The organism is Mesorhizobium sp. WSM4814, from assembly GCF_055811595.1.
In genome coordinates this window covers 70,966-96,634 of record NZ_JBVVQT010000017.1, presented here as the reverse complement: position 1 = coordinate 96,634, position 25,669 = coordinate 70,966, and the positions used below count along the sequence as shown (strand labels likewise).

Here is a 25,669-nt window from a genome sequence, read left to right as displayed (position 1 = left end):
GATGTCTAAGGGACGCCAGTTTTTTGCGTCCCTGTTATCTTGCCCGTAATATGAGGCTGCGCGGCCTCGAAGAGATGGCCGAGCGAGTCATCTCGGTCGATCACACTACCGGCAGATGCCCCATCGATGTAGTCTCTTACAAGGCTCTTGGCCGGTAGATCTATCTGCATCCCCCACCAACAGCGTTGGCGAAGTAGCCGCGTTCCGGCATGCTGAGTGCCGCGACGGCGGAACACTTGTTTTGGCGGACGCGGAAGGGGCGTGGCCGGCCCGACCGCGTCGTCATTGATGGCAGTCCTAGCAAGGTCATGGGTCGCCCGCAGCGGGGAACATTCGCGGATCAGCGCTACATCGTCTTTATCGGCACTGATTGCCTCAATTCCGGCTGCTGCGAGATAGTCGTACGGGCCGGATCAGTCGACAGGTAATTGGATAAAGACCAGGCGCTGGGCCGCTTTGCAGGCCCACAGAATGTTCATTGCAATTTGAAGTAGAGCTAGGCCTATTTATAGAGCTAGACATCTCTTGCCATTCATCAATACCGAGGCTATTTGCTACAAAGCGACCTGAGCATGTATTCACATTCCCTTCCTCTCTTATTCCGGTCGCAGGTTGTGCCGTGAAATTACCATCACCAACAAACTTTGGTATAAAGATCCTGCAGTTCTATTTTAAGTTTTTGTTGCAGGCTGAATCTTGCTAGGAACGCTATGATTGAGGCGGCAATGTACGAAGGATGAAGGAGCCAGCGTGGCGTTTCGCGTCGTTTGAAAATGGGCGCGTGAGGCCGACCGCGCTTTTCAGGAGGCCGTGCACTCATACCAAGAGTCGTGGGATGGACCGATATGGGCCCACTCCCGCATTCCGATTGAAGCGATAGCATCGGGGGCGACGAGCGAGCCTCGCATGCGGCTTCGATGATGGCGTCGTGGCGGTCGAAGACGCGGTTGGAGAGCCAGTTGGCGCGCAGATATTGCCATATGTTCTCGACCGGGTTGAGTTCCGGGGCTCGCGACGGCGGCAGCACCGGCGTGATGTTTTTCGGCACCTTCAGCTTGGCGGTCGTGTGCCATCCAGCCCGATCATGACGAGCACGGCATGCGCGCCGTTTTCGACGTGCCGGCTGATCTCGTTGAGAGGAGGTACATGGTCTCGGTGTCGGCAAAGAGAAGCGCGAGAGCAGCACCGATGCCGCGCACGACTATTCTACCGCGCAATTGCCTCCAGGTAGTAAGTAGGGGGCGTAATCGCGCTGAGAATTTCGCTATGGCCATCGTGAACATTTCCGGAACCGATGCCGCGGTAAGCGGCTGTCGAAATAGTAGCCATCGCTTGGCTTGAGGATACGCTTGATTTCCCCACAGTGACCTCGACTGTACCCGCTACAATCATGCTAGCTTCTGGCGCTGCATGAGCGAATTCCTCGCCGCTGTCGGCGCCGGGAACGTATCGTTCGTGCAGCATCAACATCTGCCGGTTGGGATGATCCAAACCAATCGCGCAATACGAAAATGCATCGATCTTCCGATCTCTTAAAAGGTCGTCTGACGCATAGGATGGGGATATGCTGACTGCAGATCGGAAAACAAACCGGTAAGCGTCACACCGAGGGCGTCCACAGCCCAAAATCTCGACCGAAGGGCTCTGCGGCGTTAAGGAACGTGAGAGAGCAATGCGATAAATATGGGGCACGCCTCAGCAGTCAGTGTCTTGCGTTCGCGGCAGACCCGACGATGATCTTCTTTTAGGCACGCGCCCAGAACGCCCGGTGGGTCGTGGGACTGATAGATTCTTACCGGGCAGGAACAGAAGTAGCTGATGCAGTAAGTAAGTTGCGCAGTCTCCATTTCCGCGGCTTCGCACAGCTTTCATTATTGGCTCCTTTTCTGGCTATCCGGCTGTTTGTCGCCTGGCTTGCCGACACGATTGCTCCGCGAGCGCGGCGGGGCGAACTGGCTTTAACAGAAACTGCCGACCATTCGGATAATCCCGGTCAACGACGGTGGGGTCGAACGTAGCGGCGGCGACGTAGTCCGCCTGCCCGGCTCCAAAGGAGGCCATGACACTGGCTTGGTCGAGATGACTCTTGCCCTCTGGCTCGATCAGTACCCACGCCTTGGCCAGATCGGCGCAGTTCTCAAATCCGAGCGTTTCCACCGCCACAGCACTACCGCCGGGAAACCATCCGCTCAGCCATGGAAGACCTAGCGCTCGTGTCTCGAGCACATACAGCAGGCTTGGCGAGCCGCCAGTGAGATCGACCACTGGGGTACCAACTTCAAGGCCGGCCGCACGAGCCTTGACGCTGGCCGTGGCCAGATAGTTGTGGAGCGATTCCGCGATCACCAATTTTCCACCACCAGGCATGGGCATGACAGCGGTATAAGCGCGCACATCTTTCACGTCCCAGGGCGGGTTGAGGATACTATCATTGTTGACTGATGCAGTGAGCAACTGTGCGAACACAGTCAGGGGCAATAGAGTGGCGAGGCTGCGTCCCTGTTGCGCAAGAGGGCTAAGGAAAGCAACGCCCGCGAGCATCCAGAACAAGGCGGCGAGCGCGCCAAGATGCCAGTAATTGATATTGGAGCCCAGTGCGAACACGTGCGGCAGGACCAAAAAGGTTAGCGCTAGAGCGATGCTGGTGGCAGGCTGGGTGCGCAGAACCAATCCCTTACGGTAGAGCATCGCGCCCAAGCATGTGAAGGCCGACACTAGGAATAGGGTTGAGGGCTGGATGCTGATTGGGTCAATCCCCAGCAACGCAATCCCTATTGTTACGATCAACACTGCAGCGAGAGTCAGCGATGGGAGCAACTTGTCCGTGGATCCCAAGAGAATGCTGAGCAGAAGAGCTACCGCCAGTAACACAGCCATTGTGACTTGCCAGCGACTGGTGGCGAGCCAGTCGATCCGAAAGCTGCCAAACACCTCGTGTCCGGAACCTAGTAGGATTTCCATCTCAGCGCTGCTGACCATACGGGTCACCAGCCCGGTGATGCCGCCGTCGATCAAATGGGCAGTCATTATCAGTAGAGCGAGAGCGACCAGTGCCGCGCCGAGCATGGGCAGCAGCGACTTTCGGCGCAAAACGACAACATACAGCATAACGATGAGGGCAATGGCCGCAGCGGTGGTCGGCTTGGCCATGAAACAGCACCAGCCGCCAACACCGACCAGGGTCCACCCCAAGACTTGGCGCATGCGCCCTGCGCGGTCGGCCAGTAGCAAACCGATCATTATGATCAAGAGCGATTGAAAGGCTAGCGCATAGTAGCTCGGGGTGAGCGTCAGTCGAAAGCGAAAGACGATTGATGCCATGCTGGCGATCCCTGCCGATAGCACCGCCGCCTGCAGCCAGCCCACTATCCAGAGGCGCCGGATCGCAAGGAAGCTAAGAATCCACCCCAGCGCCATGGTGAGCGTGACGTTGGCTTTGCGAAGCACTGCAATATCGCCCCCCACCCACAGATATGGCCAGTGATAAACGAATCCGAAAAGGGACGGCGGAGAATTGATTGAGTAGGGGAATGGGTTCGCGAGAAAGTTGAGGTAGAAACCTTCGTCTTCGAGATGAAGACCGTAGTTGCTGTAGTACAGCAGCCAAGCGAAAAGGATCGCTGTGGTTAAGGCGGACAGAGCCAGCAAGGTCCGCTCCGGCAAGAGCGACAACGTCCTTCCATTGGCAAAGTGGTTCTCTCTTGCCATAGGCCCTTCCTGCCAGCCTCCTAGACAAGGCCCGTTCCATGGGTTTCAGGATCAGGAGCTTCTAACCGACCCGAGTCCCGCAATCGCCTACAAGAATTGGTAGGCTCGCTCACTTCGTGGTCCGATCGCAATGTCCGGAAGGGCCTCGACTTAGGGCCGTGACGGAGTCGGTTGTGGACATCTGCTGGAAAGCCGGGACCAATCAGGCCTATTTCAACAGAACAAAGAATTATCCGGATTGATGCCGACGGAGATGCGGTGGTTGAAGCAGCCCGAGGAGAGGGAAAAGAACGGCAAGCAGAAGAAACTGGTGAGTGACCTATCGCTCGACACACGCGTAGCCAATCTCTCATAGAAAGTGACGAGGCGCGGAAATCACGCGAACCACGGCTGTTCCTTGTCCGGTATCTGACAACGGCACAACGGCTGTCCGGTTTAAACACGGAAGGCTGTTGGCGGCGGACAAACTTTTCAAAGCGAATCAGAAGCTTAACGTCGGGGAACGGCCATGGCACGATCGTTGCAGAGTAAGGGCTGAGTCCCCGCGCAAACCAGTGATGCCCTTCTTCCCTTGAAAACGGTGGGCCCTGTTTCTGAGAGAGAAGCGAGCTCGAGTACGAAAGTCGTTCAGTCGTCTGGTGATAGCTTTGGAGAGCAACATGGCGGTGCGTTTGAAGTTCCTCGCTCCTCTGATCAAAGTGGAGAGCTGGCCCCCCGCCAGCCCCTCACGACCTTCCAGCCCGGGACGAGCGGACGCTCTCAAAACGGCTGGGACGATCCTACCCGCATTAGCGGCGGGATGCTCCTCTTGGCGGCTTGCTTCCTCGCCATCAAGAATGATCATGGAGCCCGCGCCGAAAAATGTTGCGTCGGGCGCGCTCGCCTATGTGCGAGAGCATGGATCTGAAAGCAGTCCAGGAAAGCCAATTCTCGAAAAGATGATCGCGAAACACGAAATTGATTGGACGTTGCTCGCGGCCGAGGACGGTGGCATCCCCATCTTCGCTGAACTGGAGGTTGGCGGCAAGCATACAAAGATGAAACGCCGTCATCTATCTCCGGGAAGGCATGGACAGGTGAACTCCAGCCGAGCCCAAACTGGTGTGAAACTTACGTCTTTTGAGCAGATCGAGCCATTGGCAAGGCTTGGCCCGCCTCTTCGCTACGTTGTCGTTGGCTGCGTCAACACGTTTGTCGGCCTGTCGGTGATTTTTTTCTGCATAGGCTGTGTGGGAATGCCATCCATTGCCGCGAATGCTTCCGGATATGCAGTAGGTTTATTTCTGAGCTTTCTTCTGAACCGGCGTTTCACCTTCCGCAGCGAGATTCCGATCGCATCAGGAGTTGGTCGATTTTTGATAGTCATGCTTCTCGCATATTGCGCAAATGTCCTTGTGGTAATTGCGGCCACTGCGTGGCTTTGCGTTGGTGACTACCTTTCCCAAATTCTAGGCGTAGGGAGCTATCTCATCGTTGGTTTCTTAGGGAATAGTCTCTTCGTTTTCAAGGAAGGCGGATGTGAAGCGAAATAGTCATGGATTGGCGCCTCGTCCGGGGTTTGGGGGTGGGTGATGAGTTCGCAGAGAATATCTGGGCTGATTTCATTGGTAGTTCCGGTGCTGAACGAGCAGGACGCGATCGCACCGTTCCTCCGGCGCGTCATCCCGTGCCTCGAAGAGGCTGCCCGGCGGATTGGCGAGCGGGGAGCTTACGAGATCATGTTCGTGGACGATGGCAGCACGGACTCTACGCTGGCTGCGCTTTCCGCCGAACGGCGAAACAACTCCGCCGTCAAGGTTGTCGTGCTTTCCCGCAATTTCGGCAAGGACGCGGCGTTGGCGGCGGGGATGAATTATGCCCTGGGCGACGCCGTCATTCCAATCGACGTGGATCTGCAGGACCCGCCGGAGATAATCCCGCTGCTCGTTGAAAACTGGCTGGAAGGCGCGAAGATCGTCAACGCGCTCCGCGCGGACCGCAGGGCGGATACAGCGCTGAAGCGGCTTACCGCGCGGGCCTTCTATTCTGCCTATAACCGGATGGCGGACCGACCAATACCCGCTCAGGTAGGCGATTTCCGCCTGATCGATCGCGAAGTGATTGAGGTCCTGAAACTCTTGCCCGAGCGCGCGCGCTTTATGAAGGGCCTGGTCTCCTGGGTCGGGTTCCCGACCCGGGAAGTCGGCTATGTGAGGGAAAAGCGCGAAGCCGGCCTGACCAAATGGAACTACTGGAAACTGTGGAATTTCGCGCTCGACGGTGTTACCACCTCGACCACAGTCCCCGTGCGCATCTGGACGTATCTCGGCGCGGGGGTCTCCATACTGGCGTTTGGCTATGCGCTCTTCATCGTCCTGTTGACGCTGATAGCCGGCCGCGATGCGCCGGGCTACGCATCTCTCATGATCGCGGTCCTGCTTCTCGGCGGCCTCAATCTTCTGTCGCTGGGCATTCTCGGTGAATATATTGGCCGCATTTTCAACGAAGTGAAAGGAAGGCCGTTGTTCATCGTCCGCTCCACCATGGGGATTGATGCTACGATTCGACAAGGAAGCTGATTCCGGAGATGAGCGATGGACAGAATCATCTATGAGCGCTTGGCCGCCAACGAAGAAAGTCATTGGTGGTTTACTGGCCGCCGCGCCATAATCGAACGTCTCCTTGTCCAGCTTGGTCTGCCGCCGGAGGGCGAGGCACGAATCCTTGAGGCGGGGTGCGGAACTGGCGGCAACCTCCGTCTTTTGCAAAAATTTGGCGCGGTCGACGCCGTCGAATTCGACGTTGCCGCGCGCGAGACCGCAAGCCGCAAAAGCGGCCTCAGAATCGGCTTCGCGGCACTGCCGGACCAGCTTGAAGCCCAGGATGGCAGTTACGACCTGATCGCGCTGCTCGACGTTGTCGAGCACATCGAGCAGGATGTCGCCTCGCTTTCGGCGCTGAAGTCCAAGCTGCGCCACACAGGCGCGATCCTGATCACGGTGCCCGCGCATCCGTGGATGTGGTCGGCACATGACGAAGTACATCACCACAAGCGGCGGTATACCCGCGCCGCGCTGAGATTGGCAATCGAACGCGCCGGCCTGGTGACGGCGGATATTGGCTACTTCAGCACCTTTCTGTTTCCTCTGGGCTTGCTGCGGCGGCTAATCAGCAAGCTAACCGGCGGACAAACCCACGACGACATCCCGCCGCCAGCCCCTCTAAACCAACTCTTTGCCGGGATTTTCGCCCTTGAGCGTCACCTAGTGGGGCGGGTTCGATTGCCGATAGGGCTATCCTTGTTCGCAGTGGCCCGGCGGCCCGAGGACAGTTTTTCGGTTTGATTACAAGCCTGTTTTACTCGTGCAGAACTGTCACGAGATCCTGGTGGACCAGCGCTACATTTTATTTGTCGCGCTGACCCTGCCACGATCAATTCCTCCGGTCGGGGTTAGTGTCTGAAAAAACGACTGATGCAATTTTCAAAGTCTTGCGAAGCGAGGCGTGAGCGGGCGGATCTTGGAGATGAACCCAGACTTCGGCGGACGCGATGGTTCGTTCGAAGTCCTTGCTTAGTCTGCGGCATCTGCCGAGCCAAGCGAATGTTCTCTCACCACCCGTCTGTGGGGTAGCACCTCGCAGCCCTTGGTTTTTCTTCGCATTCTTGGTGACGAACGCACCGGGGACAACGGTGCTGACTGATATCGCCGTGGGGTGGACGGAATGCGTGCCGGTGCGGACGAAAGTGGTGATCGCTGCCATCAAAAGTGCCAGGTCGCTATTTCCCTCTCCGCTGCTGGGCGTGGACTTCGACAATGACAGTGCCTTCATGAATGAATTCGTGGTCTCCTGGTACCGAAGTCAAGGGTTGGAAGTAACCCGTTCCCGTGCTATCGGAAGAATGGTCAGGCATGGGTCCAGCAGAGAACGGCGCCATCGTTCGACGTCTGGTCATGCCAAAGCGGCGCTCGACATGGCCGCCAACAAAACCGATGCAATGACGCCGATGGGCCCGCCCACCTGGCGGAGGTCGGTTTCTCCGCGAAGTCCGGGTAAAGGGCTTCGACAGCATGCTTTCTAGGACATTGATCGCGACTCGAACGAAACTCATGCGAACGACACTGGACGTGGTGAACCAGATTCGGGGATTGATGAAGATGTTCGGCCTTCTCGTTCCGTGCAGTATGGGTGGCACGTGCGAAGCGTGGCGTAGCCTGCGCATCCAGGTGGCCAGGTTGGGCAGCAGATCCTCGCCGAAGCGCGTATAAACCAGCAATGTCAGTTGCTGATGTCGATCCCCGGCGTTGGAGCGATCACAGCCACTGCATACCAAACTGCCGTCGAGGATCCAGTGAAGTTCAAGCGATCGCGCTCGGTGGGCGCCTGGCTGGGGTTGACGACACGGCGCTATCAGTCGGGCGAAGTAGACTATGACGGCTATATCTCCCGACGCGGAGATACCCATGTGCATTCGCTTTTCTATGAAGCCGCAGTAGTGACCTGACTCGCAGCCGGCCGACAGCGACTACGCAATTGGGGTATAAAACTACGCGAGAAGACCGGCTTCAAACGCTCCGCTGTCGCCCGCAAGCTCGCCGTCATCATGCTTGCGTGCTCCGCTCCCTGAGCTCATCAACCGGGCGACGACCACCGCCTAACTCAACTCTCGAGCTCTGCAGCGCCCATCGCGTGACGAGGAGTCCCTGCCGGGACCGAGGCTGGCATTCCGTTAAGACCGTTGCACCACGAGTTTGCTCGGAGCGTGCGAGACATACATTGGAGGGACCGCCCCGCGAAGCCCCATGATGCGGCGACCCCTGTCGACCGCGTAGAAGACCATGCTCTCAGTAGACAACTTCTCGCACCTAAAAGGCGCTTGCAAATCTCGCTATTAGACGACGGTCTTACGGTTCCAGTTGTATGATCGACCAACCGATTAGGTCGATGGCACGCTGAAGTATGGCCTCGCCCCGAGTGCGTTCGGGCGAAGTGGCAATGACATGTCCGATCATGTCTAAGTGATCGCCTTTCCGGATGATCGGGGTCCCGGGCTCAACATAAAATCTGACTTCCGCGACACCCGGTACAGCCGCCGCCCGACTGGTGCCGTCGATCGGAGCAAGGATGCCGTCCCGATCAGGAACTAGGAACCGCGCGATCGCAACGTGCGAATGCCTTGTGCGCAGATCACATGCGTTGCCAATTACAAGGTTGATGTGCTCATTGATGATATCAACACCGTAAGCTAGTTGAACCAGCCGAGGAGTGGTCCAACCCGGAAGACGCGCATTGACTTCTATTACGACTGGGCCACGCTTCGTCCATCGGAATTCAATGTTCGCAGGTCCCCAGCCAAGGTCTAGAGCTCGCAAGCAGCTCAGCGAAACATCCACAATACGCTTATGCTCTTCTTCAGTCAGCTGGGCCGGAAATATGCTCTGGCAAGGGACGAAATGCGGCGGACGGTTGAAATGGGCGGCACCGATCGCAACAACCGAATTCCCCATCGTAACGACGTCATAGAAAGGGCCTTCTGCGAAGTGTTCGACGAGTATATTTGGCGAAGACAGCCATGGATACGTCGTGCCCAGTAGATAGCTTGTATGTTCGGCTAACTCATCCGCATCGCGGCACAATCGAACGCCACTGCTGCCGCTGCCTTCGGACGGCTTAACTATAACTGGCCAGCCGAGTTCCGCGGCGAAGCTTTCTATCTCCGCCGCATTCGCCGCCAACCGGTAAGCAGGCACTGGCACGCCGGCCTGAGCAAGGAGGTGACGTTGCGTGAATTTATCACTACACCTTTCAATCGATACGGGATTTTGTCCCGGTAGAGCGAAATGCCGGCAAAGCTTGGCAACTGCCACATGGCGCCACTCATAGAGGCTCCCAAAACCAATGATGCCACAAATGTCATAGGTCGCACGCAGCCGAGAGCAAACGTGCATCAGCGCATCGAAATTGTTGGTATCGACCTGGATGGCCTCGATGCTTTCCGCCGCAAGATAGTCGTACTGTGTTGGATCACTCGCCAAGGTAATTGGATGAAGCCCAAGACGCTGAGCTGCCTGAACGTAAAGTATACCGTTAGTTCTATGACCTTCAACTATGATGAGTGTTCTTCTCGGCATTGACCATTGCCCTTTCCTTGCAGTCGATGCGGTAGCGCGGCCGTAAATATGTCCCTGCCCGATCCCCAAACTTTATGTATTAAAACCTTATGTATATGTTATTTGCGCCGTCATGAGTTCCGCTTCAATATCTGAACACAAGAGCGGCAGTTTCGTAGATATCTGGTGATTGTTTGTGGAGATGAACCGAAGAAACTCGTCGTCATACATGGTCACATATTCTATCTTCTTGACTGTGACATTCGGAAGCACTGGGATTGACGACAGATCCACTACGGTTCGCGGTTGCAAGCGCAGAATCGCGTTCTGAAGAACGGCTTGGTATTGATTGTTGACATCGGCCGTTGCGATCACAACGATCGACCGAGGTTCACGTACAGACCCAATTTCCGCCGGGCGCATGAGCGAGACTTTGATGTCGGTCCAGGGTCGAAGGCGTTTGCGAAGGTTTTTAGGGTTCCGCGTTACGACTACCGTTGAACGGAATCGCTCTCCCACACCGCTTCTGATCATCTCGCGCCCCAGCATGCCCGCACCAATCATGTAAAGGCAGTCGGGTAGCTCTCCATCCTGAAATCGATGAGCTATGATGTCTCTGACAATTTGGTCGTAATTGAACGACGCAATGAACTGCTGTCGCTCCCGCGAGGCACGGCCTATTTCAACTGCTAGACGCCCGACCTTGAAAATCGGCAGGTTTGGCTCAAGAAGTTCTATAGCTTTCGCGATCTGATCGCTGATGTAAGCCTCGCCGAGTATCTGGGAATGAGCGCCGGACGCAATCTCGGCAAGACGTTGAGCAATAGCGGCCGCACCTTCAATGCGTCTGCACGAAACGTTAGAAAATATAGTGCTATCGATATTTCTGAGTGCGGGCTCCTCACCATAGACCTCAACTCGCAAGCAGGTTGCGACCAAGAGAACTCCGCTTCTCGCTAGATCGTTCGCAATTGGTTTGATCTTCGCCGAATGCCGCGCCATAGCGGAAGGCGAGGTCATCTGGTGATCAACGTAAAGGCCAAGAAGTTCGCTCATCGTTTTCCTCCTGCGGCTTCGCATCACAACCGACGAAGGGCGCAAGCCTCGTGCCAATTTGGCGGATCGCGCCGAAGAAGAAGCGTTTTTGTTGATTTTTGAGATTTCCATGAGAGTGCGGCGGCCCGCCAGGCCGATCCGCGCTGGGTCGCGTCCTCGACAAACGCGACATGTGATGGCAGCGACATAAGAACAAGAGTTCGCGCACGAGACGGCTCGATCGGAATTTCTACCGTCATCTCAAGCATGCCCTACGCGATGCTCTCCTGTAGCGCCGAGCTAGCCCGTAAAGTTCAGTGCGCCCCGATGGCGCGTATCACAAGTGGAGGAAGGTTCCCCGACAGTAGTCGATAGGTCTGGTAACTGACGAGCGGCTCGGTCGGTTAACTGGCTGGGTCAAAGTCTCGTGACAAGACGGCCTTGGGCGGTTGAGCAATCCGATGGGCTGTAACGCGAGTGAAGCTTGGCGGGCCCCAAAAGGTTGCTATCACATCCATTGAGCGGTAAGGAAATTGAGGTAGCAGCGCGCCCCGTGAGTGCACCGGCTCTATAAGAAGCACCGCTATCCGATCGAAATAGTAGCCCCGTGCGGTCTGGCTCTACTTCCGCTTAATCTGAGCCTGCGTGATGGAGAAAGCACGGCATTTTCACGTTGTATGAAATTTGGCGGCGTGAGGCACACCCGCGCTTTTCAGGCAGGCCGTCACTCACGGCTTCCCACGTGGCCATGGCTGGCGTCGATGGGTCGAATTTGTGCCGCCGAGCGGTTGGTCTGGGATGGGACGAAGAGGTTTCGGACTGCGGAGAAGATCGACACGAAATGTTGCAATGAGCCGACCGGCCGGAGCCCCTTTTTCGTTCGCTCCTGTTTCGGAACGGCAGGTGAGAATTCTCCGCCGGTTGTTCAAGCCTTTATGCGAGCGGTGTCCACGTTCGGCATGCCCTGGCGTTTGGCCGCCCCGTAGGAGTGCAATTTGTCGGTGACTATACGATTTGGCGGCATGCCCTGCTACTTCAGAAGTCGCGTCCGTAGGCGCTTGGCCGCCCTGGGTTGCGGCGCGTCTGGACAATCTCATCGAGCACATATCCGTGACTAACCGCTCTCCACAACGAGCATTTCTGACCGTTGATACGCACCACGACTTCATCGAGGTGCCGGACATCACCTTTCGTCGGCGCCTTGTGGGGTATGCGGCGCGGATAACCAGAGTCCGTGCTTTCGGCATCATCGGCGGATGGTCTCGCAGGAAACGACGATCCCGCGGTCGCGCAGCATTTCCTCGACATCCCGCGGGCTCAGATTAAAGCGGAAGTATAGCCAGACAAGCACGGGCTACGATTCGATCGGATAGCGGTGGTTCTTGTAGGCCGGTGCACTCACACCACCTATCCTTCAAATAAATTTACAGGAACTTTACGTTTGCGGGCCGCTGACAGTGATACCTTGACCGCAAAGTCTGAGGTCAGGCGCGGATTAAAAGCTGATGCCTGTTCACGCTCAGACCGCCACCCAGCATCAACGGAGGGTCAACGTCAGTGGCAAGCAGAGCGCTTATCCTAGTTGAAGGCCATAGGAGTATTGGTTTTCTCTATGTGAACGCGGCCGAGCGCCTTGGTCTCTGTCCAATTACCCTGTCGGCGGATCCAACTCAGTACGACTATCTTGCGGCGGATGGCATTGAGGCAATCCGTGTCGATACAACCAATCTCGATGCGCTGATCCGCGAATGTTGTCGACTGCGTGAGACATATGACATCGCTGGCATTACTGGTTTTTCAGGCCTCGACGAGTCGGTCCCGACGACAGTCGGCAAGCTCTGCCGACATTTTGATCTACCGGGACTGAACCCCGCATCGATTGAACGTTGCAGCGATAAATTCACGCAACGTCAGATTCTCGCGGAGGCCGGCGTTCCAATACCTGCTTATCGCTTGGCAGCGAATGCGACCGAGGTGAAAAGCTCTGCCGCGGAGATCGGTCTCCCGGTTGTTGTTAAGCCAGCCATAGGCGCTGGCAGCAGCGGTGTCCGATTGTGCCACAACGCCGACGAGTTAGATGAACATACGTCCTGTCTGTTGGGCGAGATGCAAACATGGCCATCTTCACCGAGGATATTGGTCGAAGAATTCGCACAAGGCTCCCATTACAGCGCTGAGATAATGGGAGACGAGGCCTTTGGAATTGCCGCCGTGGACTTCGGCAGCCCGCCGCATTTCGTCAGTCTTGAGTACACTTATCCCGCCGTGCTGACCGATGATCAGCATAGGCGTATCACGGATGTTTCGCTGAGCTGTTTGCGAGCACTCGGCCTTGGCTGGGGGCCAACCAACATTGATCTCCGATGGACAAGACGAGGTCCCGTCGTCATTGAAGTCAATCCGCGTCTGGCGGGTGGGACCAATCCTCAGCTGGTTCAAGCGGCCTGCGGCGTCGATCTCATCACGGAGCACATCAAGCTTGCCATCGGCGGCGAATGGGATCTACGCAAAAGGCATTCGCAGATTGCGGTCGCGCGGATCTTGGTACCTGATTGTGAAGGTACCCTCGATTGGATTGATGGCAACGGTCAGGCGGCTGCAGTGCCAGGTGTCTCGGAGGTCAAATTGCATGTTACATCCAAGACGCCAATCATCAGGAAAGGCGATTTCCGGGACGCTATTGGACATGTCATCGCTGCTTCACCCGACCTCGCGCAGACCCGGTCGATTCTTCAACGAGCCGTCGACTTGATCCATTGGTCGATCACACCGTTTCCGACCATTGGCGAATAGGAGCAGTCCGGGGTCTCTCGCGTCGCCGCACTTGCAGAGGTGGCCCGAAGCGATAGGTGATTGTCGCCGGACACAACATGGCGCAATTGAAAGATCCTCCTAGACCGCACCGGAACGTGACTGGCCCCGAACTCCTCAAAAGTATGGTCCTGCCGCAAAACGGTAAGACCGTATGTCCGCTTCTGCCGGTGAGGTGGCTCGCCCTACACTGCGCGTCCGAGGGTTGCTTCTCTATTCGGCGTGTTGAAGTCAAGCGCTTTTCGAGCTTTCCGCTTCGCCGGCGTCTGAGGTCTTTCGCAGTGCCTTGTTTCTCTGCGGGATCGGCGCTCGGCCGTCGCCTTGATGGGATCAGAAGAATGAGGCGGAACAATCTCGGACGCGTCCTGATCGTTGTGATGCGACCGGCACTGCAACCCTCGCGAACTCACCTCATTCACCGTCCCGCGAAGGACGCTCTTGCCACCGGCTGGTGGAACCTTATGGGGTGATCCTTGTCACGCTCGCTCTGCGATCATGTTTCATCTCCGTGTTCGACCGTCCCGACCTGGTTCGGCCGGCGCGTGCAGTGGCCGGTCAAGGGTGGCCGAAGGTCAGCGCGCCGCGACTTGCCCTTGACGGGCCCCTGCACGCGCCGGCAGCCTGCAATGGTTGGGCGCAGGATCAGGCGGCCTTCGGCATGATGTCTTGTCGCGTCCAACGAAACTCTGTGCCGTCGCGCCACATGCGATGCATGATCACCGCCAGTCGGCGAGCCAATGCGACAATGGCCTTCTGTCGGCCGCGCCGCCTGGCAACATTCATCGCCCACGCCCTTAGCCACGACCATTTCGTCACGCGCGTTAGCAGTGTCTGCGCGGCTTCGTAAAGCAGCGTTCGCATCATGCCGTCGCCGCAGCGGGATATCCGGCCGATGCGGCGGCTTTCGCCCGACTCATGGAGCACCGGCGTCAGCCCCAAGATCGGTCCGACCGCCTTGGAGTTGCGGAAGCGGGCCGGAATGTCGATGGTCGCCGTATAGGCCAGCGCCACCACCGGACCGACGCCCGGTATCGTCGTCAGCCGCCGGCAGACCGCATCATCGCGGACGATGGCCAGAAGTTTTCGGTGAAGCGCGGCAAACGTCTCGCGCAGCTTGCTGCGCGCCTCGAGCAGCGGTTCGACGATTTCGGCCAGATCGGGCATTCTTTCGGTGAGCTCGCGGATGCGGGGCTCGAACTTGACGGCGCCGACCATCCCAACCTTGAGACCGAAGTTGCGCAACAGCCCGCGGATGTCGTTTTCGATGGCGATCGCCTTATCCTGCAAAAGTTTGCGCGCCATCAGCAGGGCCCGGCGCTTTTGGCTCGTCAGCGTCTTGACATGGACCGGGCGAAACAGGTTGACCCGCATCATCTGGGCAATACCTCGGGCGTCAATGCGGTCGGATTTGTTCGGTTGCGCCTCCAGGAAGGCCTTGGTGTGGCGGGTTTCGATGCACACCACCGGCAGGCCGGCTTCGGCCAGACCGCTGAACAGCCATTGCGACAATGGCCCGGCTTCAAGCCCGATCCGCTCAAAGGTCCAGGCAGCATCCGAGAGCACCCGCACAAGATCCTCGGGATGGCTCTCCACTTTCATCTCCCGGCAGATCTTGCCGGTTTCGTCGACGATGCAAATCGCGGTCTCCTTTACCGCGACGTCCAACCCGACATAATGTTTCATGCTGCGCTTCTCCTTCTGATGCTTGTGGCTGCGGGTATGCAGACCACGTTTAACCATCAGCTCGAAGCGCAGCACCTTCAACCTATCCACCATGCATTGTCGCCCGAAGATAAGGCTCAAGCCGAATACCCCATCTCGGGCGGGCCGAGCCGATCCTCATCACAGGAGGACGAGCCGTGGCAGATTATAAGGAAGCATTTGTCGGAATCGATGTTGCGAAGCAGAGGAATGCCCTCGCGATTGCGGACGCCGGTCCGGGAAGGAGAGGTTCGCTTCTTCGGCGAGGTCGACGCATCGCATACAAGCATGCGCCGCGTTATCCAACGGATCGCCGCCAAGTTCGATCGGATCCACCTCTGCTATGAGGCCGGCCCAACCGGCTATGGCCTCTACCGGCTGATTCGTTCCCTCGGCCATGAATGCACTGTCGTCGCGCCATCGCTGATTCCAAGGAAGCCTGGCGATCGGGTGAAGACGAACCGCCGGGATGCTCTTTCATTGGCAAGGCTGCTGCGCGCCGGCGAACTGACGGCGGTATGGGTTCCCGATGAAGACCACGAAGCCATGCGCGATCTCGTTCGCGCGCGGGCGGCCGCGGTCGAGACGCTGCGGGTCCATCGCCAGCAGGTGGGCGCTTTCATGCTCAAGCATGGTCGTACCTATCCGCGCACAAAGAGCTGGACCATGCGCTACCTGCGTTGGTTGCAGGAGCAGCGGTTCGATTATCCCGCACATCAGATCGCGCTCCAGGAGATGGTCGAAGCGGTGCGCGTGTCGAACGAGCGGGTGGAACGGCTTGAGCGCGTGATCGAAGAGTTCATTCCGAACTGGTCGCTGGCGCCGATCGTACGAGCGCTCCAGACATTGCGTGGGGTCGATCTGATTGTCGCCGTGACGTTCGCTACCGAGGTCGGCGACGTGAGCCGTTTTAAGAGCCCTCGCCAGCTCATGGGCTACCTCGGCCTCGTTCCCGGTGAGCGATCGACTGGAGAGACAATCAGGCGTGACGGCATCACTAAGGCAGGCAATGGCCGCGTTCGCCACATGCTGGTCGAGAGCGTCGCCTGGACCTATCGACATCCGCCCCGGATCGGTAAGGCGAAGCTGTACCGGTTGGAGCAAGCGCCGCCGAAAGTCCGCGAGATCGCATGGAAGGCTCAGGCCCGACTGACGGCCCGCTATCGAAAGCTGGTCGCGCGAGGCAAGCGAACGACGGTGGTCTGCACGGCGATCGCCCGCGAACTGGTCGGCTTCATGTGGGCCGTCGCCAGGGAGGCACGCCTCACGTAGTCGCTCGCCGCGGCAGTGTACACCTCGCGCATGGGCGGAGGCGGGACCACGGCAGGGGAATGCCCGTCAGACGCTTTGTGGCCGGCAAATTGACCGACGCCCGCAGTAAGATAGGAACAGCCCCGGACGCACAATCGGGAATGCGGTAGCCAACCCGCGCATCAGAGCTTGATCACCGACGTCCTTTAGTTCCGCCTCCTCCCATACGCGATCATCAGCACGAACAGCCGCTCCCCGGATCGGATGATTTTGTGCGCCCACAGCATTGACAGCGGACATCAGAGCGCTGTCCCGGCGGCACCTTTCGCGCGTGGATGTAAGGGACGATGTTCGAGGGCCTTTGAGGGCTTCGACATATGACGATTTCAGAGTTTACGCTTAAGTCAAGGACGAGCAGCCGGTCCGTCGGCTGGAGATCTTCACTGGCTCGGGTTGGCGGCGTGAGTGGCCGCCGGAGGAGAAGGCCCGGATAGTGGCGGAGAGCTACGAGGCGGGCGAGACGGTTTGTGCTGTGGCACGCCGGTATGGACTTTCCCCGCAGCAATTGTTCACCTGGCGTCGGGCTGCTCGCCGGCCGATGGGGGAGGCAGCGATATCGGAATCCATGTTCGTGCCGGCGGTGGTGACGGCAGCGCCTCCGAAGCCTGCGGCGAAGCATCGACCACAGCCAAGGAAGCGGGAGCCGGCTCGAGACGCGGGTGTGATCGAACTCGAGATCGACGGCATCGCAATGCGGGTGGGTCGTGGGGCGGATTCGAAGACGGTTGCAGCGGTGATCCGTGCGCTGAGGGCAACATCGTGATCGAGCCAATGGGAGCGGTCAAGGTCATGGTGGCGACGAAGCCAGTCGACTTCCGCAAGGGAGCGGAAGGTCTGGCAGCGCTCGTGAGCGAGGCGATGGGCGCGGATCCGTTCTTATGCGTCGGGCGAGATTATGTGGCGGAGCCGCCCTGACCCCTTCGGGCCGGCCAAACCCAGCTTGCCTCCGCCACATAATATTCAGATGGAGTTCAGCAGTTGCAGAACGGTGTCATTCGGCCGGAAACGCACGCCGTGATCGCCGTTGACGCCGGCCTTCTCGAGTCCATTGCGCATCATCTCGACATCCGCTGCGGCATAGCGGTGGGTCGTGGCGACCTGTGCGTGCCCGAGCCAGGCTTGGATCGTCAAAAGGTCCACGCCAGACTGGAGAAGCTTCATGGCGAGGGAGTGCCGGAAGATGTGCGGCGATATGGGCTTGACGGCCAAGGCTGGCCTGATAGGCACGGCCTCGGCCGCCGCACGCCGCATGGGTCGCTCCGAAGCGGGTCAGGCGCTCGTTACGGGCGCCGACGAATATCGGTCGCGGCTCGCGATGGGTGATCCCGCGCTCGCCCAACAAGGTCGTCAGCGCTCGCGCCAGGTCCTTAGGAATGGGCACGACGCGGTCTCTGCGCCCCCTTGCCGCGCAGCAGCACTTGCGGGTGAGAGCGCTCCAACTGAAGGTCATTTGCGTTTACGCCGGTGGCTTCCGAGACCCGGGCGCCGGTCCGTGCCAGGAAGAGCAGAAAGGCTCGGTCGTGCCGACCACGAGGCGTCTTTGGATCGGGCGCCGCGATGAGGGTATCCACTTCGGCCTTGGTGAGATGGTGCGTTACCTCAATGTGCGTCCGTTTAATGGGAATCGTCAGCACGCGTTGGGCAACGCCGAAGGACGCCGGGTCGGCGGCAGCGACGTGGTGGAAGAAAGATCGGATCGCGGCCAAGCGGGCGTTGCGCGTGGTGACGGAATTGTTCCGCTTCTCCTCGAGTTCGTCGAGAAAAGCGAGAACGAGGTCTCGATCGAGATCTTCGAGCGCCAACGCCGCCGGTTTCTTACGCAACCGGTCGGCGGCAAAGAGGATCAGCATGCGCAAGGCGTCGCGATAGCTGGCCACGGTCGCGGGAGTCGCATTGCGCTGCTTCGTCAGGCGCCGGCGGAAATAGGACTCCAGGAGCGGCGCCAGGAGCAGGTGTTCGCTCATGCTGCGCCTCCATCGAGGGCGGCACGCTCAGCCGCGATAGCGAGGAGCTCCGCCGAGCCCGTGAGGTAGTAGGCCATGTCGCTGTAACTAACGTGGCCGAGATATGTGGCGAGCAAAGGCAATAGCGTCTGAACGTCGGCGCGCTGTTGGTGCCAGAGGCTGAGGCGGGTCACGGCAAACCGGTGCCTGAGATCGTGCGGCCTTAACGGCTTACCGCCATCAAAGTCGGCGAGTTTACGGACCTCGGCAAAGCCGTTTTGCAGGCCGGTCGCCGAGAGGCGGTTGCCCCGGGAACTGAGGAAGAAGGCCTGATCCTTGGGTATGGGGAAAGCGGCGTCGCGCTCACGGGCATAGCAACCAAGGGCACCCTGGGTTGTCGTGTGAACTGGAACGAGACGATCCTTGCGGAACTTTGTCTTCCGAATGAGGAGAACCCCGTTGGTGAGATCAACGTCGGAACGATCAAGCCCGACTACTTCCCCCGATCGCAGCCCCGAACTCGCCAACAATCCGATCAGCGTCGCCATCGTCCGCCCTCGCAAAGGGATGCTAGGCGAAACGCGGGCGCATGCTTCGATGAGTGACGTCAACTCAGCCTCGCTGAGAATACGCGGAGGCGGAATCGCTCTGGATCTGGGGAAAGCTCTGCGCTCCAAGCCCTCGGTCCGGGCGTCGTAGACGGCGAGATACTCGTAAAACCGGCGAAGCACACCATGGGAATTGCGCGGCTGTTCGCGGCGCCGCTGAACGACAGGACGAAGTCCAGCGCCATCGTCCGGGTAGCGGGCGCATCGAGCTGAGCGCGCCCAACGTAGCGGACGAAAGCCCGCGACGTGCCGGCTTGCTTGCTGAAGGCGTAGCCGAGGGAGTGGCGCAGCTCGATGTACCGCTCGGCCTTCTCGCCGAGGAATTGGGCAAAGGCGGTCATGCGACGCCTCCCGGAAAGGGGAGTCCGACCTCGGCGAGCTGCGAGTGGCGACCTTTACGTACAATGCCGTTGTGTTGATGCTTCGGTGGCCGAGAAGATCGGCGACCTCGTTGATCGGCCTTCGCTGCTTGACGAGCTGGGTGGCAAGACTGTGGCGCAGGAGATGCGCACCTGCGACTCGCCCGAGTTCAACCCCGCCATGTCGCAACCGCTTCCGCACGATCCTCGAAACAGGCGACGCGCATTTGAATGCTGCCACGGGCGGCGTGAAGGAGTCTACTTCGACGGCACGGGCGTATGCTTGTTCGCCAAGCGGCTGGAGGATGGCAAGTTCTGCTGGCCGGGCATTACCGATGGTGTCGTGCGACTGACGGCGGCACAGTTGCAGGCACTCCTGGAAGGCCTCGACTGGCGGCGGGTGCACGAGACGCGCGAGATGCGTGTTCCAACGACGGCGAGCTGACCATTGCATTATTGCCAAATCACTGGAATCCGTGCTTGGTGCATCCGCTCCGCCTCGAACGCGGCCTCGATCGCCAAGGGTTCTACCGCTCGCAACAGCTCACGCGCAACAGCCGCGTCGACCCGTGAGCCGCCGAAGGTCATGCACCTGGGCAAGCCCATCATCAGGTTTGGCTTGTCGCAGCAATAGACCGGTCGACTTTGCGGATTTCCGGTATAGGCAACGCTCAGTCGCCGCCCGCATCGTGCACACGTCATGATGCCTGACAGCAGCGCTTTCCCGCCGCGGCCCGATTTTACACCATCTGCGCGACTGTAGTTGTTGAGTGCCAGCTGCTTCTGGTTTCGCTCGTACTCATCCCAGCTGATATAACCCTCGTGGTGACCCTTGATCATCACCTCCAGGTTCCGACAGGCTTGTCATGCCCGTAGCTTCGCCGCGCTCGCCCGTCGACAATGGAGGTTCGCTTTTCGCTTTTGCCGTAAACGTAAACACCTGCATAGAAGGGGTTTTTGAGAACGGCGATGACATTGCGATAACGGATCGGCAACCAGACGAAGCTGGTCATGCGGCCCTCATCAGAAGGCCGAGGGAGTGGATTTTGATCTGCCGTTATCGACAACAACACCTGGCGCGCGCTGCCGAGTGGCCTGACGCTCCCGATTGCGGATGCCGTACTGTTCGCAAAAGGGCCGTCTCGAACGGCGTGTGACACTGACCTGCCACTGAATTTTCATCCGGCTGCAGTTAGAGCCTCGGCGGGCGTTGCTGCGATACCATTCTCTGGACCGCCGGGATGTTACCGCGGAAAACTCCACTTTCGAACGATTCAGTTTTCTGGGATCAGAGCAGTCCAGGGACGCATCCGTTTCGTTGCCCAAATCGAGACACCGGCAGCACTGCAAAAGCTCGCGGCCATAGCCTCGGCTCATCCCAGGATGGTCGCAATGGCGCTTGGCCCTGAAGACTTCAGTGCCTGGGTTGGCGGAATGCCGGAGTTCGACCTTCTCTTGACGCCGAACCTTTCCGTTCTGTTTGCCGCCCGTGCGGCTGGATTGCTCCCTCTGGGCTTTGTTGGAAGCATCGGCGAGGTATCAGACACTGATAAACTTCGTGAGGCCGCGGCGCATTCGCGGCGGCTTGGCTTTACCCGAGCTTTGGCGATCCATCCGACACAGGTCGCGATATAATGAGGCCTTCTCGCCGAGCGCACAGGAACTCAAGTGGGCTCGTGATGTCATCGCCGCTGAGAACGATGCGGCCGCGCGCGGGGATGTCTGCATTCTCGTTTAATGGTAGATGGTTGATCGGGCGGTGGTTCGGCGCGCCCACGATACTCTGGCTCTCGCGGGCAGCAACTGACCTACGTCCGATCAATAAGACCGCGCATCTTTCCCGGTGTGGGGTAGGCAAGTATCACTTGCTGGCCATCTGGTTTCGAGATAATACGAAGGGACTGGGAAAGTGCCTCAGTTGGGTTTAAGCCGTGGATATCAGGCAGTTAAAATACTTCGTCGGCGTCGTGGAGGCTGGCAGTTTTACGAAGGCCGCTGCGCTCCTTCACGTTGCTCAAAGCGCTCTAAGCCTGCATGTGCGTCAACTGGAGGAAGGATTCGGAACCCAGCTGCTCGTTCGCGATAGGACGGGTGTCAGTGTCACCGCGTCCGGAGACAGGCTGCTTGAGCGCGCACGGATTATTCTAAGGGAAATTCAGCTCACTGAAGCGGAACTAACCAACTCGGTGGCTGCTCCTTCCGGAGAAGTGACCATTGGCATCCCGTCCGGCGCCGCACGCGTGCTCAGTGGTCCCCTGCTTGAATCGGTAAGAAGTGAACTGCCGAGGATCTCGCTTAAGATGATCGAGGGCATGACGGGACCGCTGGAGGAGTGGATGGCTGCTGGCCGCTTCCATCTGGCAGTCTTGTATCGGACTGCCGAGAGCGTGGGGCAAATGACGGTGCTGGCCCGCGAAGAGTTTTACCTGGTAGTGCCGCCAGGTGAACCGCCTTTCGAAAATTCGATCCCCCTCGTCGATCTGCACGCGTTTCCCCTGGCGGTTCCGATGCGCAATAACAATGTCAGGCGTTCGGTGGCTGATGTCGTTGCGCAACACGGTTGTGTGCTCGACGTAAGATTCGAAGTCGACTCCCTTTCTACGATCATCAATATGGTCATGGAAGGAAAGGCCTATTCTATCCTCACGCCGTCGGCCATTCAGAAAGAGGCGTCTCAAGGCCGCGTCCGGACAGTGAAGATCATTGATCCGGTGATCACCCGATCCGTTGTCCTTGCCGTTAACTTGAAAGATGAGCGCTCTCCAGCCGTCTCTGCCGTCCGCAATTTGATCCCCAAGGTCGTCAGGACATTGATCGAGGGCGGACACTGGTCAGCCACGGCTCCGGACCGGGCTTAGGCCATTCTTCAAACCAAGCTCTTCCAGTGCTATCGCCGCGCTCGTTCGCGGTTGCCTGAGCTCTACCAATCTGTCTTCGAGATGGTCTTGGTCGACATTCCATATTTGACCGGGCGGGACCATCGCGATGAAACTGCAGGGAAGCGAGCCCATGGTCGGGGTATCGGCTGGTATCGCACTGAATTCAGTCAAGCGGAGCACGCTATGTCCCACGCCACGAGCTATGAGCTCCTTATCAATGGTAAATGGCGAGCCGCTCGCAACAGAGCCACGTTGCCCGTGATCAACCCGGCGACGGAGAAGGTGTTTGGCTCGGTGGCCTCGGCGACGGTGTCGGATCTGGACGAGGCCCTCGCTTCGGCAGAGCGCAGCCGCAAGGCTTGGTCCTCACGGCCTGGAAAAGAGCGCGGCGAGATCCTTGTAGCAGCCGCCAAGATTCTTGCCACAAAGGCAGGCGGCGCAGCGAAGGATTTGTCGGCTGAACAGGGAAAGACGATTGCCGAGGCCACAGGTGAGTACGCGCGCGCTGTCGAAACGATGGAGTGGAACGGCACCCACGCCGAAGAGCTTTCGGCCCCGATTCCGTTGGGCCCGAACAGGATGATCGTCCCGGAGCCCCTCGGTGTCGTTGCTGCCTTCACGCCTTGGAACTATCCCGCCGTCCTCATCGCCCGCAAGCTCGCCCCTGCGCTGGCAGCAGGCTGTACGGTGATTCTTAAAGGTGCGGAAGAGACGCCGAGCGCCGCCGTTCATATCGTAGAAGCCTTGCGCCATGCGGGCGTCCCGGACGGGGTGGTCAATCTCGTCTTCGGTGTACCGGTGCATATTTCGCGCCATCTCCTCAGTTCCTCAATCGTCAAGGTCTTGACTTTCACGGGCAGCACGGCAGTTGGAAAACAGCTGGCCACGCTTGCCGCGAATAACTTGCAGCGCTGCGTCCTTGAACTCGGTGGACACTCCCCCGTCGTTGTGTGCGCGGATGCGGATCTCGCACAGGCGGTCCCAGCGATATCGGAATACAAGTTCGAGTGCGCGGGCCAGAGCTGCAACGCGCCGAGCAGGATTCTCGTCGCGCGGACTCTCTATCTGGAATTCCTGTCCCGAATGACGGAAGCGGCCCGCAAGATCAAGATCGGTCCACCGGACGACCCTGCGACCGAGATGGGCCCTATGGCGAACGCGCGGCGAATTGAGGCCATGCAGCGTCTGATTCAGGATGCGGTCGATCGCGGCGCCCGAATTGAGACCGGTGGCATCCGACTCGACCAGCCCGGTTTTTACTGGCCGCCAACCATCCTGACAGGGGTGCCAAAAGATGCCAAAGTGCTTCATGACGAGCCGTTCGGCCCGATCCTCACGGTGGCGCCGTTCGACACGATGGAGGAGGCGATCGAAGAAGCCAACGCCACTGAGTATGGCTTGGCCGCCTACTGCTTCACCGGGGCCGCCAATGCGAAACGGGCGCTGATCGGTGGTCTTTCGGCGGGCGCTGTGAGTGTGAATTACCTGAAAGGGGTTTCGGCAGATGCGCCGTATGGAGGAATCAAACAGAGCGGCTATGGATACGAAGGAGGCGAGCAGGGGGTGCGGAGCTTCCAGAACCTGAAAATGGTCAACGGCCTCGGCTCATTTGGATGAGATCCGGTGGGAAATAGATCGCGGATCATTGCTGGCAAGGACATCACAAGGAGCGTCGCCGACGCCCTTCAGTATATCTCGTACTACCATCCTCCAGACTATATCCGGTCTCTTTCGCAGGCATATGCGCGCGAACAGAGCCCGTCGGCGAAGAATGCTATCGGGCAGATTTTGCTGAACTCGCGCATGGCGGGCTTCGGACGGCGCCCGATCTGCCAGGATACCGGTCTTGTGGTGGTCTTTGCAAAGATTGGCATGGGGGTCCGCATTAAATCAGCGGCGAGTTTCGCCGACCTCGTGAATAGGGGCGTTCGCCAAGCATATCTCGACCCCGACAATCCCCTCCGACCATCGATCGTCTCGGATCCGCTTGGCCGACGGGTGAACACGCGTGACAACACGCCGGCGGTCGTCCACGTCGAACTGGTGCCTGGTAACCGGATTGAAATCACCATCGCGGCAAAAGGGGGCGGGTCGGAAAACAAGGCGCGCTTCACCACCCTTAACCCCAGCGCGTCGGTTGCCGACTGGGTGGTCGACACCGTTTCGACGCTTGGCAGCGGATGGTGCCCACCTGGCCTGATCTCGGTCGGCATCGGTGGCAGCTCTGAAAAGGCTATGCTGCTGGCCAAGGAGGCCATGAACGAGCCCATCGACATCTCGGAACTGACCGCCAGAGGGCCCTCGAACGCAGAGGAGGCACTGCGGATCGAGCTTTATGAGCGAATTAATGGGCTAGGCATCGGCGCCCAAGGCCTGGGTGGCCTGACAACAGTCGTAGACGTCAAGGTTGCAACCTATCCTACCCACGCCGCGTCCAAGCCAGTCGCCCTGATTCCGCAATGCGCCGCCAACCGGCACCTAACGTTTAAACTGGACGGCACAGGGCCGGTCCAGCTGCAACCGCCCGACCTTTCTGAATGGCCACAGATCGGAAATGAGGACTTGCTCACGGCCAAGGTCCAGCGGGTCAACCTTGATGCGCTCACAAAGGAACAGACGGCATCATGGCGCTGCGGGGAGACTCTCCTTTTGTCCGGAAAGATCCTGACCGGTCGTGACGCCGCCCATAAGCGGATGGTCGATTTGATCGATGCCGGCGAGCCGCTTCCCGTCGATCTGCGGGGGCGCGTGATCTATTACGTCGGACCCGTCCGCGCGATCAGGGATGAGGTCGTCGGGCCGGCTGGCCCAACAACGTCCAGCCGGATGGATAGTTTCACTGAAAAAATGCTCGCCGCGACGGGGCTATTTGCGATGGTCGGCAAAGCGGAGAGGGGGCCAACCGCTATTGAATCGATTGTCAGACACAAGACGCCCTATCTCATCGCAGTGGGCGGGGCTGCGTACCTGATTTCAAAATCGATCAAGAGGGCGCGGATCGTGGCCTTTGACGACTTGGGCATGGAAGCCATCCATGAATTCGAGGTGCAGGACATGCCGGTCATCATGGCCGTCGATGTTGAAGGAAACTCCATTCACAATTCAGGGCCACTCGAGTGGCGTAAGCGCATGGCTGCCGATACTATCGCGCGCAACATCGGAGTCTAATTATTCCGGTTTGCCAGCCCGTACTGCCTTGGTTACACACAGACTATGAAAGAGCGC

Annotated in this window: 17 protein-coding genes and 9 pseudogenes; 13 read left to right on the top strand and 13 right to left on the bottom strand. The window is 58.8% G+C overall.

Annotated elements, in window-relative coordinates:
- Positions 1 to 800: 800 nt before the first annotated feature.
- Positions 801 to 1,196 (bottom strand): annotated as a pseudogene (locus AC0L2V_RS23010) (transposase); the annotation flags it as partial.
- A gap of 694 nt (positions 1,197 to 1,890) precedes the next feature.
- Positions 1,891 to 3,708 carry a hypothetical protein gene (locus AC0L2V_RS23005; RefSeq protein WP_473521277.1) on the bottom strand — a complete coding sequence of 606 codons (1,818 nt, stop codon included), beginning with the start codon at positions 3,706 to 3,708 and terminating at the stop codon, positions 1,891 to 1,893.
- A gap of 659 nt (positions 3,709 to 4,367) precedes the next feature.
- Here AC0L2V_RS23005 and AC0L2V_RS23000 point away from each other — a divergent pair.
- Genes AC0L2V_RS23000 through AC0L2V_RS22990 form a run of 3 tightly spaced genes read left to right on the top strand, consistent with a single transcriptional unit; the run spans position 4,368 to position 7,031 of the window.
- A complete protein-coding gene (locus AC0L2V_RS23000) occupies positions 4,368 to 5,240 on the top strand; it encodes a GtrA family protein (RefSeq protein WP_473521276.1) in 873 nt (290 codons plus the stop codon).
- A 39-nt stretch (positions 5,241 to 5,279) separates the two neighbouring features.
- A complete protein-coding gene (locus tag AC0L2V_RS22995) occupies positions 5,280 to 6,266 on the top strand; it encodes a glycosyltransferase family 2 protein (protein WP_473521318.1) in 987 nt (328 codons plus the stop codon).
- A 15-nt stretch (positions 6,267 to 6,281) separates the two neighbouring features.
- Complete coding sequence (locus AC0L2V_RS22990) at positions 6,282 to 7,031, top strand: class I SAM-dependent methyltransferase (protein ID WP_473521275.1); 750 nt, start codon at positions 6,282 to 6,284, stop codon at positions 7,029 to 7,031.
- A gap of 138 nt (positions 7,032 to 7,169) precedes the next feature.
- Here the strand turns inward: AC0L2V_RS22990 and AC0L2V_RS22985 are convergent.
- A pseudogene (locus tag AC0L2V_RS22985) lies at positions 7,170 to 7,340 on the bottom strand (IS5/IS1182 family transposase); the annotation flags it as partial.
- A gap of 299 nt (positions 7,341 to 7,639) precedes the next feature.
- Between AC0L2V_RS22985 and AC0L2V_RS22980 the strand changes: the two are divergent.
- Positions 7,640 to 8,314 (top strand): annotated as a pseudogene (locus tag AC0L2V_RS22980) (transposase); the annotation flags it as partial.
- A gap of 277 nt (positions 8,315 to 8,591) precedes the next feature.
- On the opposite strand, the gene AC0L2V_RS22975 reads toward AC0L2V_RS22980, so the two are convergent.
- The 3 genes and pseudogenes from AC0L2V_RS22975 to AC0L2V_RS22965 all read right to left on the bottom strand — a co-directional run.
- Positions 8,592 to 9,818 carry an ATP-grasp domain-containing protein gene (locus AC0L2V_RS22975; protein ID WP_473521274.1) on the bottom strand — a complete coding sequence of 409 codons (1,227 nt, stop codon included), beginning with the start codon at positions 9,816 to 9,818 and terminating at the stop codon, positions 8,592 to 8,594.
- 87 nt (positions 9,819 to 9,905) lie between these two features.
- Positions 9,906 to 10,853, bottom strand: a complete 948-nt coding sequence (locus tag AC0L2V_RS22970) for a hypothetical protein (RefSeq protein ID WP_473521273.1) — start codon at positions 10,851 to 10,853, stop codon at positions 9,906 to 9,908.
- 705 nt (positions 10,854 to 11,558) lie between these two features.
- A pseudogene (locus tag AC0L2V_RS22965) lies at positions 11,559 to 12,234 on the bottom strand (IS6 family transposase); the annotation flags it as partial.
- 155 nt (positions 12,235 to 12,389) lie between these two features.
- On the opposite strand from AC0L2V_RS22965, the gene AC0L2V_RS22960 reads away from it, so the two are divergent.
- On the top strand, positions 12,390 to 13,625 hold the full coding sequence (locus AC0L2V_RS22960) for an ATP-grasp domain-containing protein (protein ID WP_473521272.1): 1,236 nt from the start codon (positions 12,390 to 12,392) through the stop codon (positions 13,623 to 13,625).
- Between the two features lie 660 nt (positions 13,626 to 14,285).
- On the opposite strand, the gene AC0L2V_RS22955 is transcribed toward AC0L2V_RS22960, so the two are convergent.
- Entirely contained in the window at positions 14,286 to 15,326 is a 1,041-nt protein-coding gene (locus AC0L2V_RS22955; RefSeq protein WP_473521271.1) for an IS110 family RNA-guided transposase, read from the bottom strand.
- Between the two features lie 176 nt (positions 15,327 to 15,502).
- Here AC0L2V_RS22955 and AC0L2V_RS22950 point away from each other — a divergent pair.
- The 3 genes and pseudogenes from AC0L2V_RS22950 to tnpB (AC0L2V_RS22940) form a co-directional block, all read left to right on the top strand.
- Positions 15,503 to 16,616, top strand: a pseudogene (locus AC0L2V_RS22950) (IS110 family RNA-guided transposase).
- 409 nt (positions 16,617 to 17,025) lie between these two features.
- Positions 17,026 to 17,418, top strand: coding sequence for an IS66-like element accessory protein TnpA (gene tnpA, locus AC0L2V_RS22945; RefSeq protein ID WP_473521317.1), 393 nt, complete (start codon positions 17,026 to 17,028; stop codon positions 17,416 to 17,418).
- 8 nt (positions 17,419 to 17,426) lie between these two features.
- Positions 17,427 to 17,531: pseudogene (gene tnpB / locus AC0L2V_RS22940) on the top strand (IS66 family insertion sequence element accessory protein TnpB); the annotation flags it as partial.
- Between the two features lie 84 nt (positions 17,532 to 17,615).
- Here the strand turns inward: tnpB (AC0L2V_RS22940) and AC0L2V_RS22935 are convergent.
- The 5 genes and pseudogenes from AC0L2V_RS22935 to AC0L2V_RS22915 all read right to left on the bottom strand — a co-directional run.
- Positions 17,616 to 17,906 (bottom strand): tyrosine-type recombinase/integrase, encoded by a 291-nt coding sequence (locus tag AC0L2V_RS22935; protein ID WP_473521270.1) that lies wholly within the window; start codon positions 17,904 to 17,906, stop codon positions 17,616 to 17,618.
- A 116-nt stretch (positions 17,907 to 18,022) separates the two neighbouring features.
- Positions 18,023 to 18,619 carry a tyrosine-type recombinase/integrase gene (locus AC0L2V_RS22930; protein WP_473521269.1) on the bottom strand — a complete coding sequence of 199 codons (597 nt, stop codon included), beginning with the start codon at positions 18,617 to 18,619 and terminating at the stop codon, positions 18,023 to 18,025.
- Positions 18,616 to 19,164: pseudogene (locus AC0L2V_RS22925) on the bottom strand (tyrosine-type recombinase/integrase); the annotation flags it as partial. The gene AC0L2V_RS22930 and the pseudogene AC0L2V_RS22925, both read right to left, overlap by 4 nt.
- A gap of 41 nt (positions 19,165 to 19,205) precedes the next feature.
- Positions 19,206 to 19,547 carry a hypothetical protein gene (locus AC0L2V_RS22920; protein WP_473521321.1) on the bottom strand — a complete coding sequence of 114 codons (342 nt, stop codon included), beginning with the start codon at positions 19,545 to 19,547 and terminating at the stop codon, positions 19,206 to 19,208.
- A 106-nt stretch (positions 19,548 to 19,653) separates the two neighbouring features.
- Positions 19,654 to 19,767: pseudogene (locus tag AC0L2V_RS22915) on the bottom strand (site-specific integrase); the annotation flags it as partial.
- On the opposite strand from AC0L2V_RS22915, the gene tnpB (AC0L2V_RS22910) reads away from it, so the two are divergent.
- The gene (gene tnpB, locus AC0L2V_RS22910) at positions 19,747 to 20,010 is read left to right on the top strand and encodes an IS66 family insertion sequence element accessory protein TnpB (RefSeq protein WP_473521268.1); all 264 of its coding nucleotides are present in this window, start codon (positions 19,747 to 19,749) and stop codon (positions 20,008 to 20,010) included. The pseudogene AC0L2V_RS22915 and the gene tnpB (AC0L2V_RS22910) sit on opposite strands and share 21 nt — an antisense overlap.
- A gap of 29 nt (positions 20,011 to 20,039) precedes the next feature.
- Here the strand turns inward: tnpB (AC0L2V_RS22910) and AC0L2V_RS22905 are convergent.
- A pseudogene (locus tag AC0L2V_RS22905) lies at positions 20,040 to 20,656 on the bottom strand (recombinase family protein); the annotation flags it as partial.
- On the opposite strand from AC0L2V_RS22905, the gene AC0L2V_RS22900 reads away from it, so the two are divergent.
- The 4 genes from AC0L2V_RS22900 (at position 20,625) to AC0L2V_RS22885 (ending at position 25,612) form a co-directional block, all read left to right on the top strand.
- Entirely contained in the window at positions 20,625 to 21,200 is a 576-nt protein-coding gene (locus tag AC0L2V_RS22900) for an aldolase/citrate lyase family protein (RefSeq protein ID WP_473521316.1), read from the top strand. The pseudogene AC0L2V_RS22905 and the gene AC0L2V_RS22900 overlap by 32 nt on opposite strands.
- A 296-nt stretch (positions 21,201 to 21,496) precedes the next feature.
- Positions 21,497 to 22,423, top strand: coding sequence for a LysR family transcriptional regulator (locus AC0L2V_RS22895; protein WP_473521267.1), 927 nt, complete (start codon positions 21,497 to 21,499; stop codon positions 22,421 to 22,423).
- Between the two features lie 204 nt (positions 22,424 to 22,627).
- Entirely contained in the window at positions 22,628 to 24,061 is a 1,434-nt protein-coding gene (locus AC0L2V_RS22890; RefSeq protein ID WP_473521315.1) for an NAD-dependent succinate-semialdehyde dehydrogenase, read from the top strand.
- A 6-nt stretch (positions 24,062 to 24,067) separates the two neighbouring features.
- Entirely contained in the window at positions 24,068 to 25,612 is a 1,545-nt protein-coding gene (locus tag AC0L2V_RS22885; protein WP_473521266.1) for a fumarate hydratase, read from the top strand.
- The last annotated feature ends 57 nt before the right edge of the window (positions 25,613 to 25,669 follow it).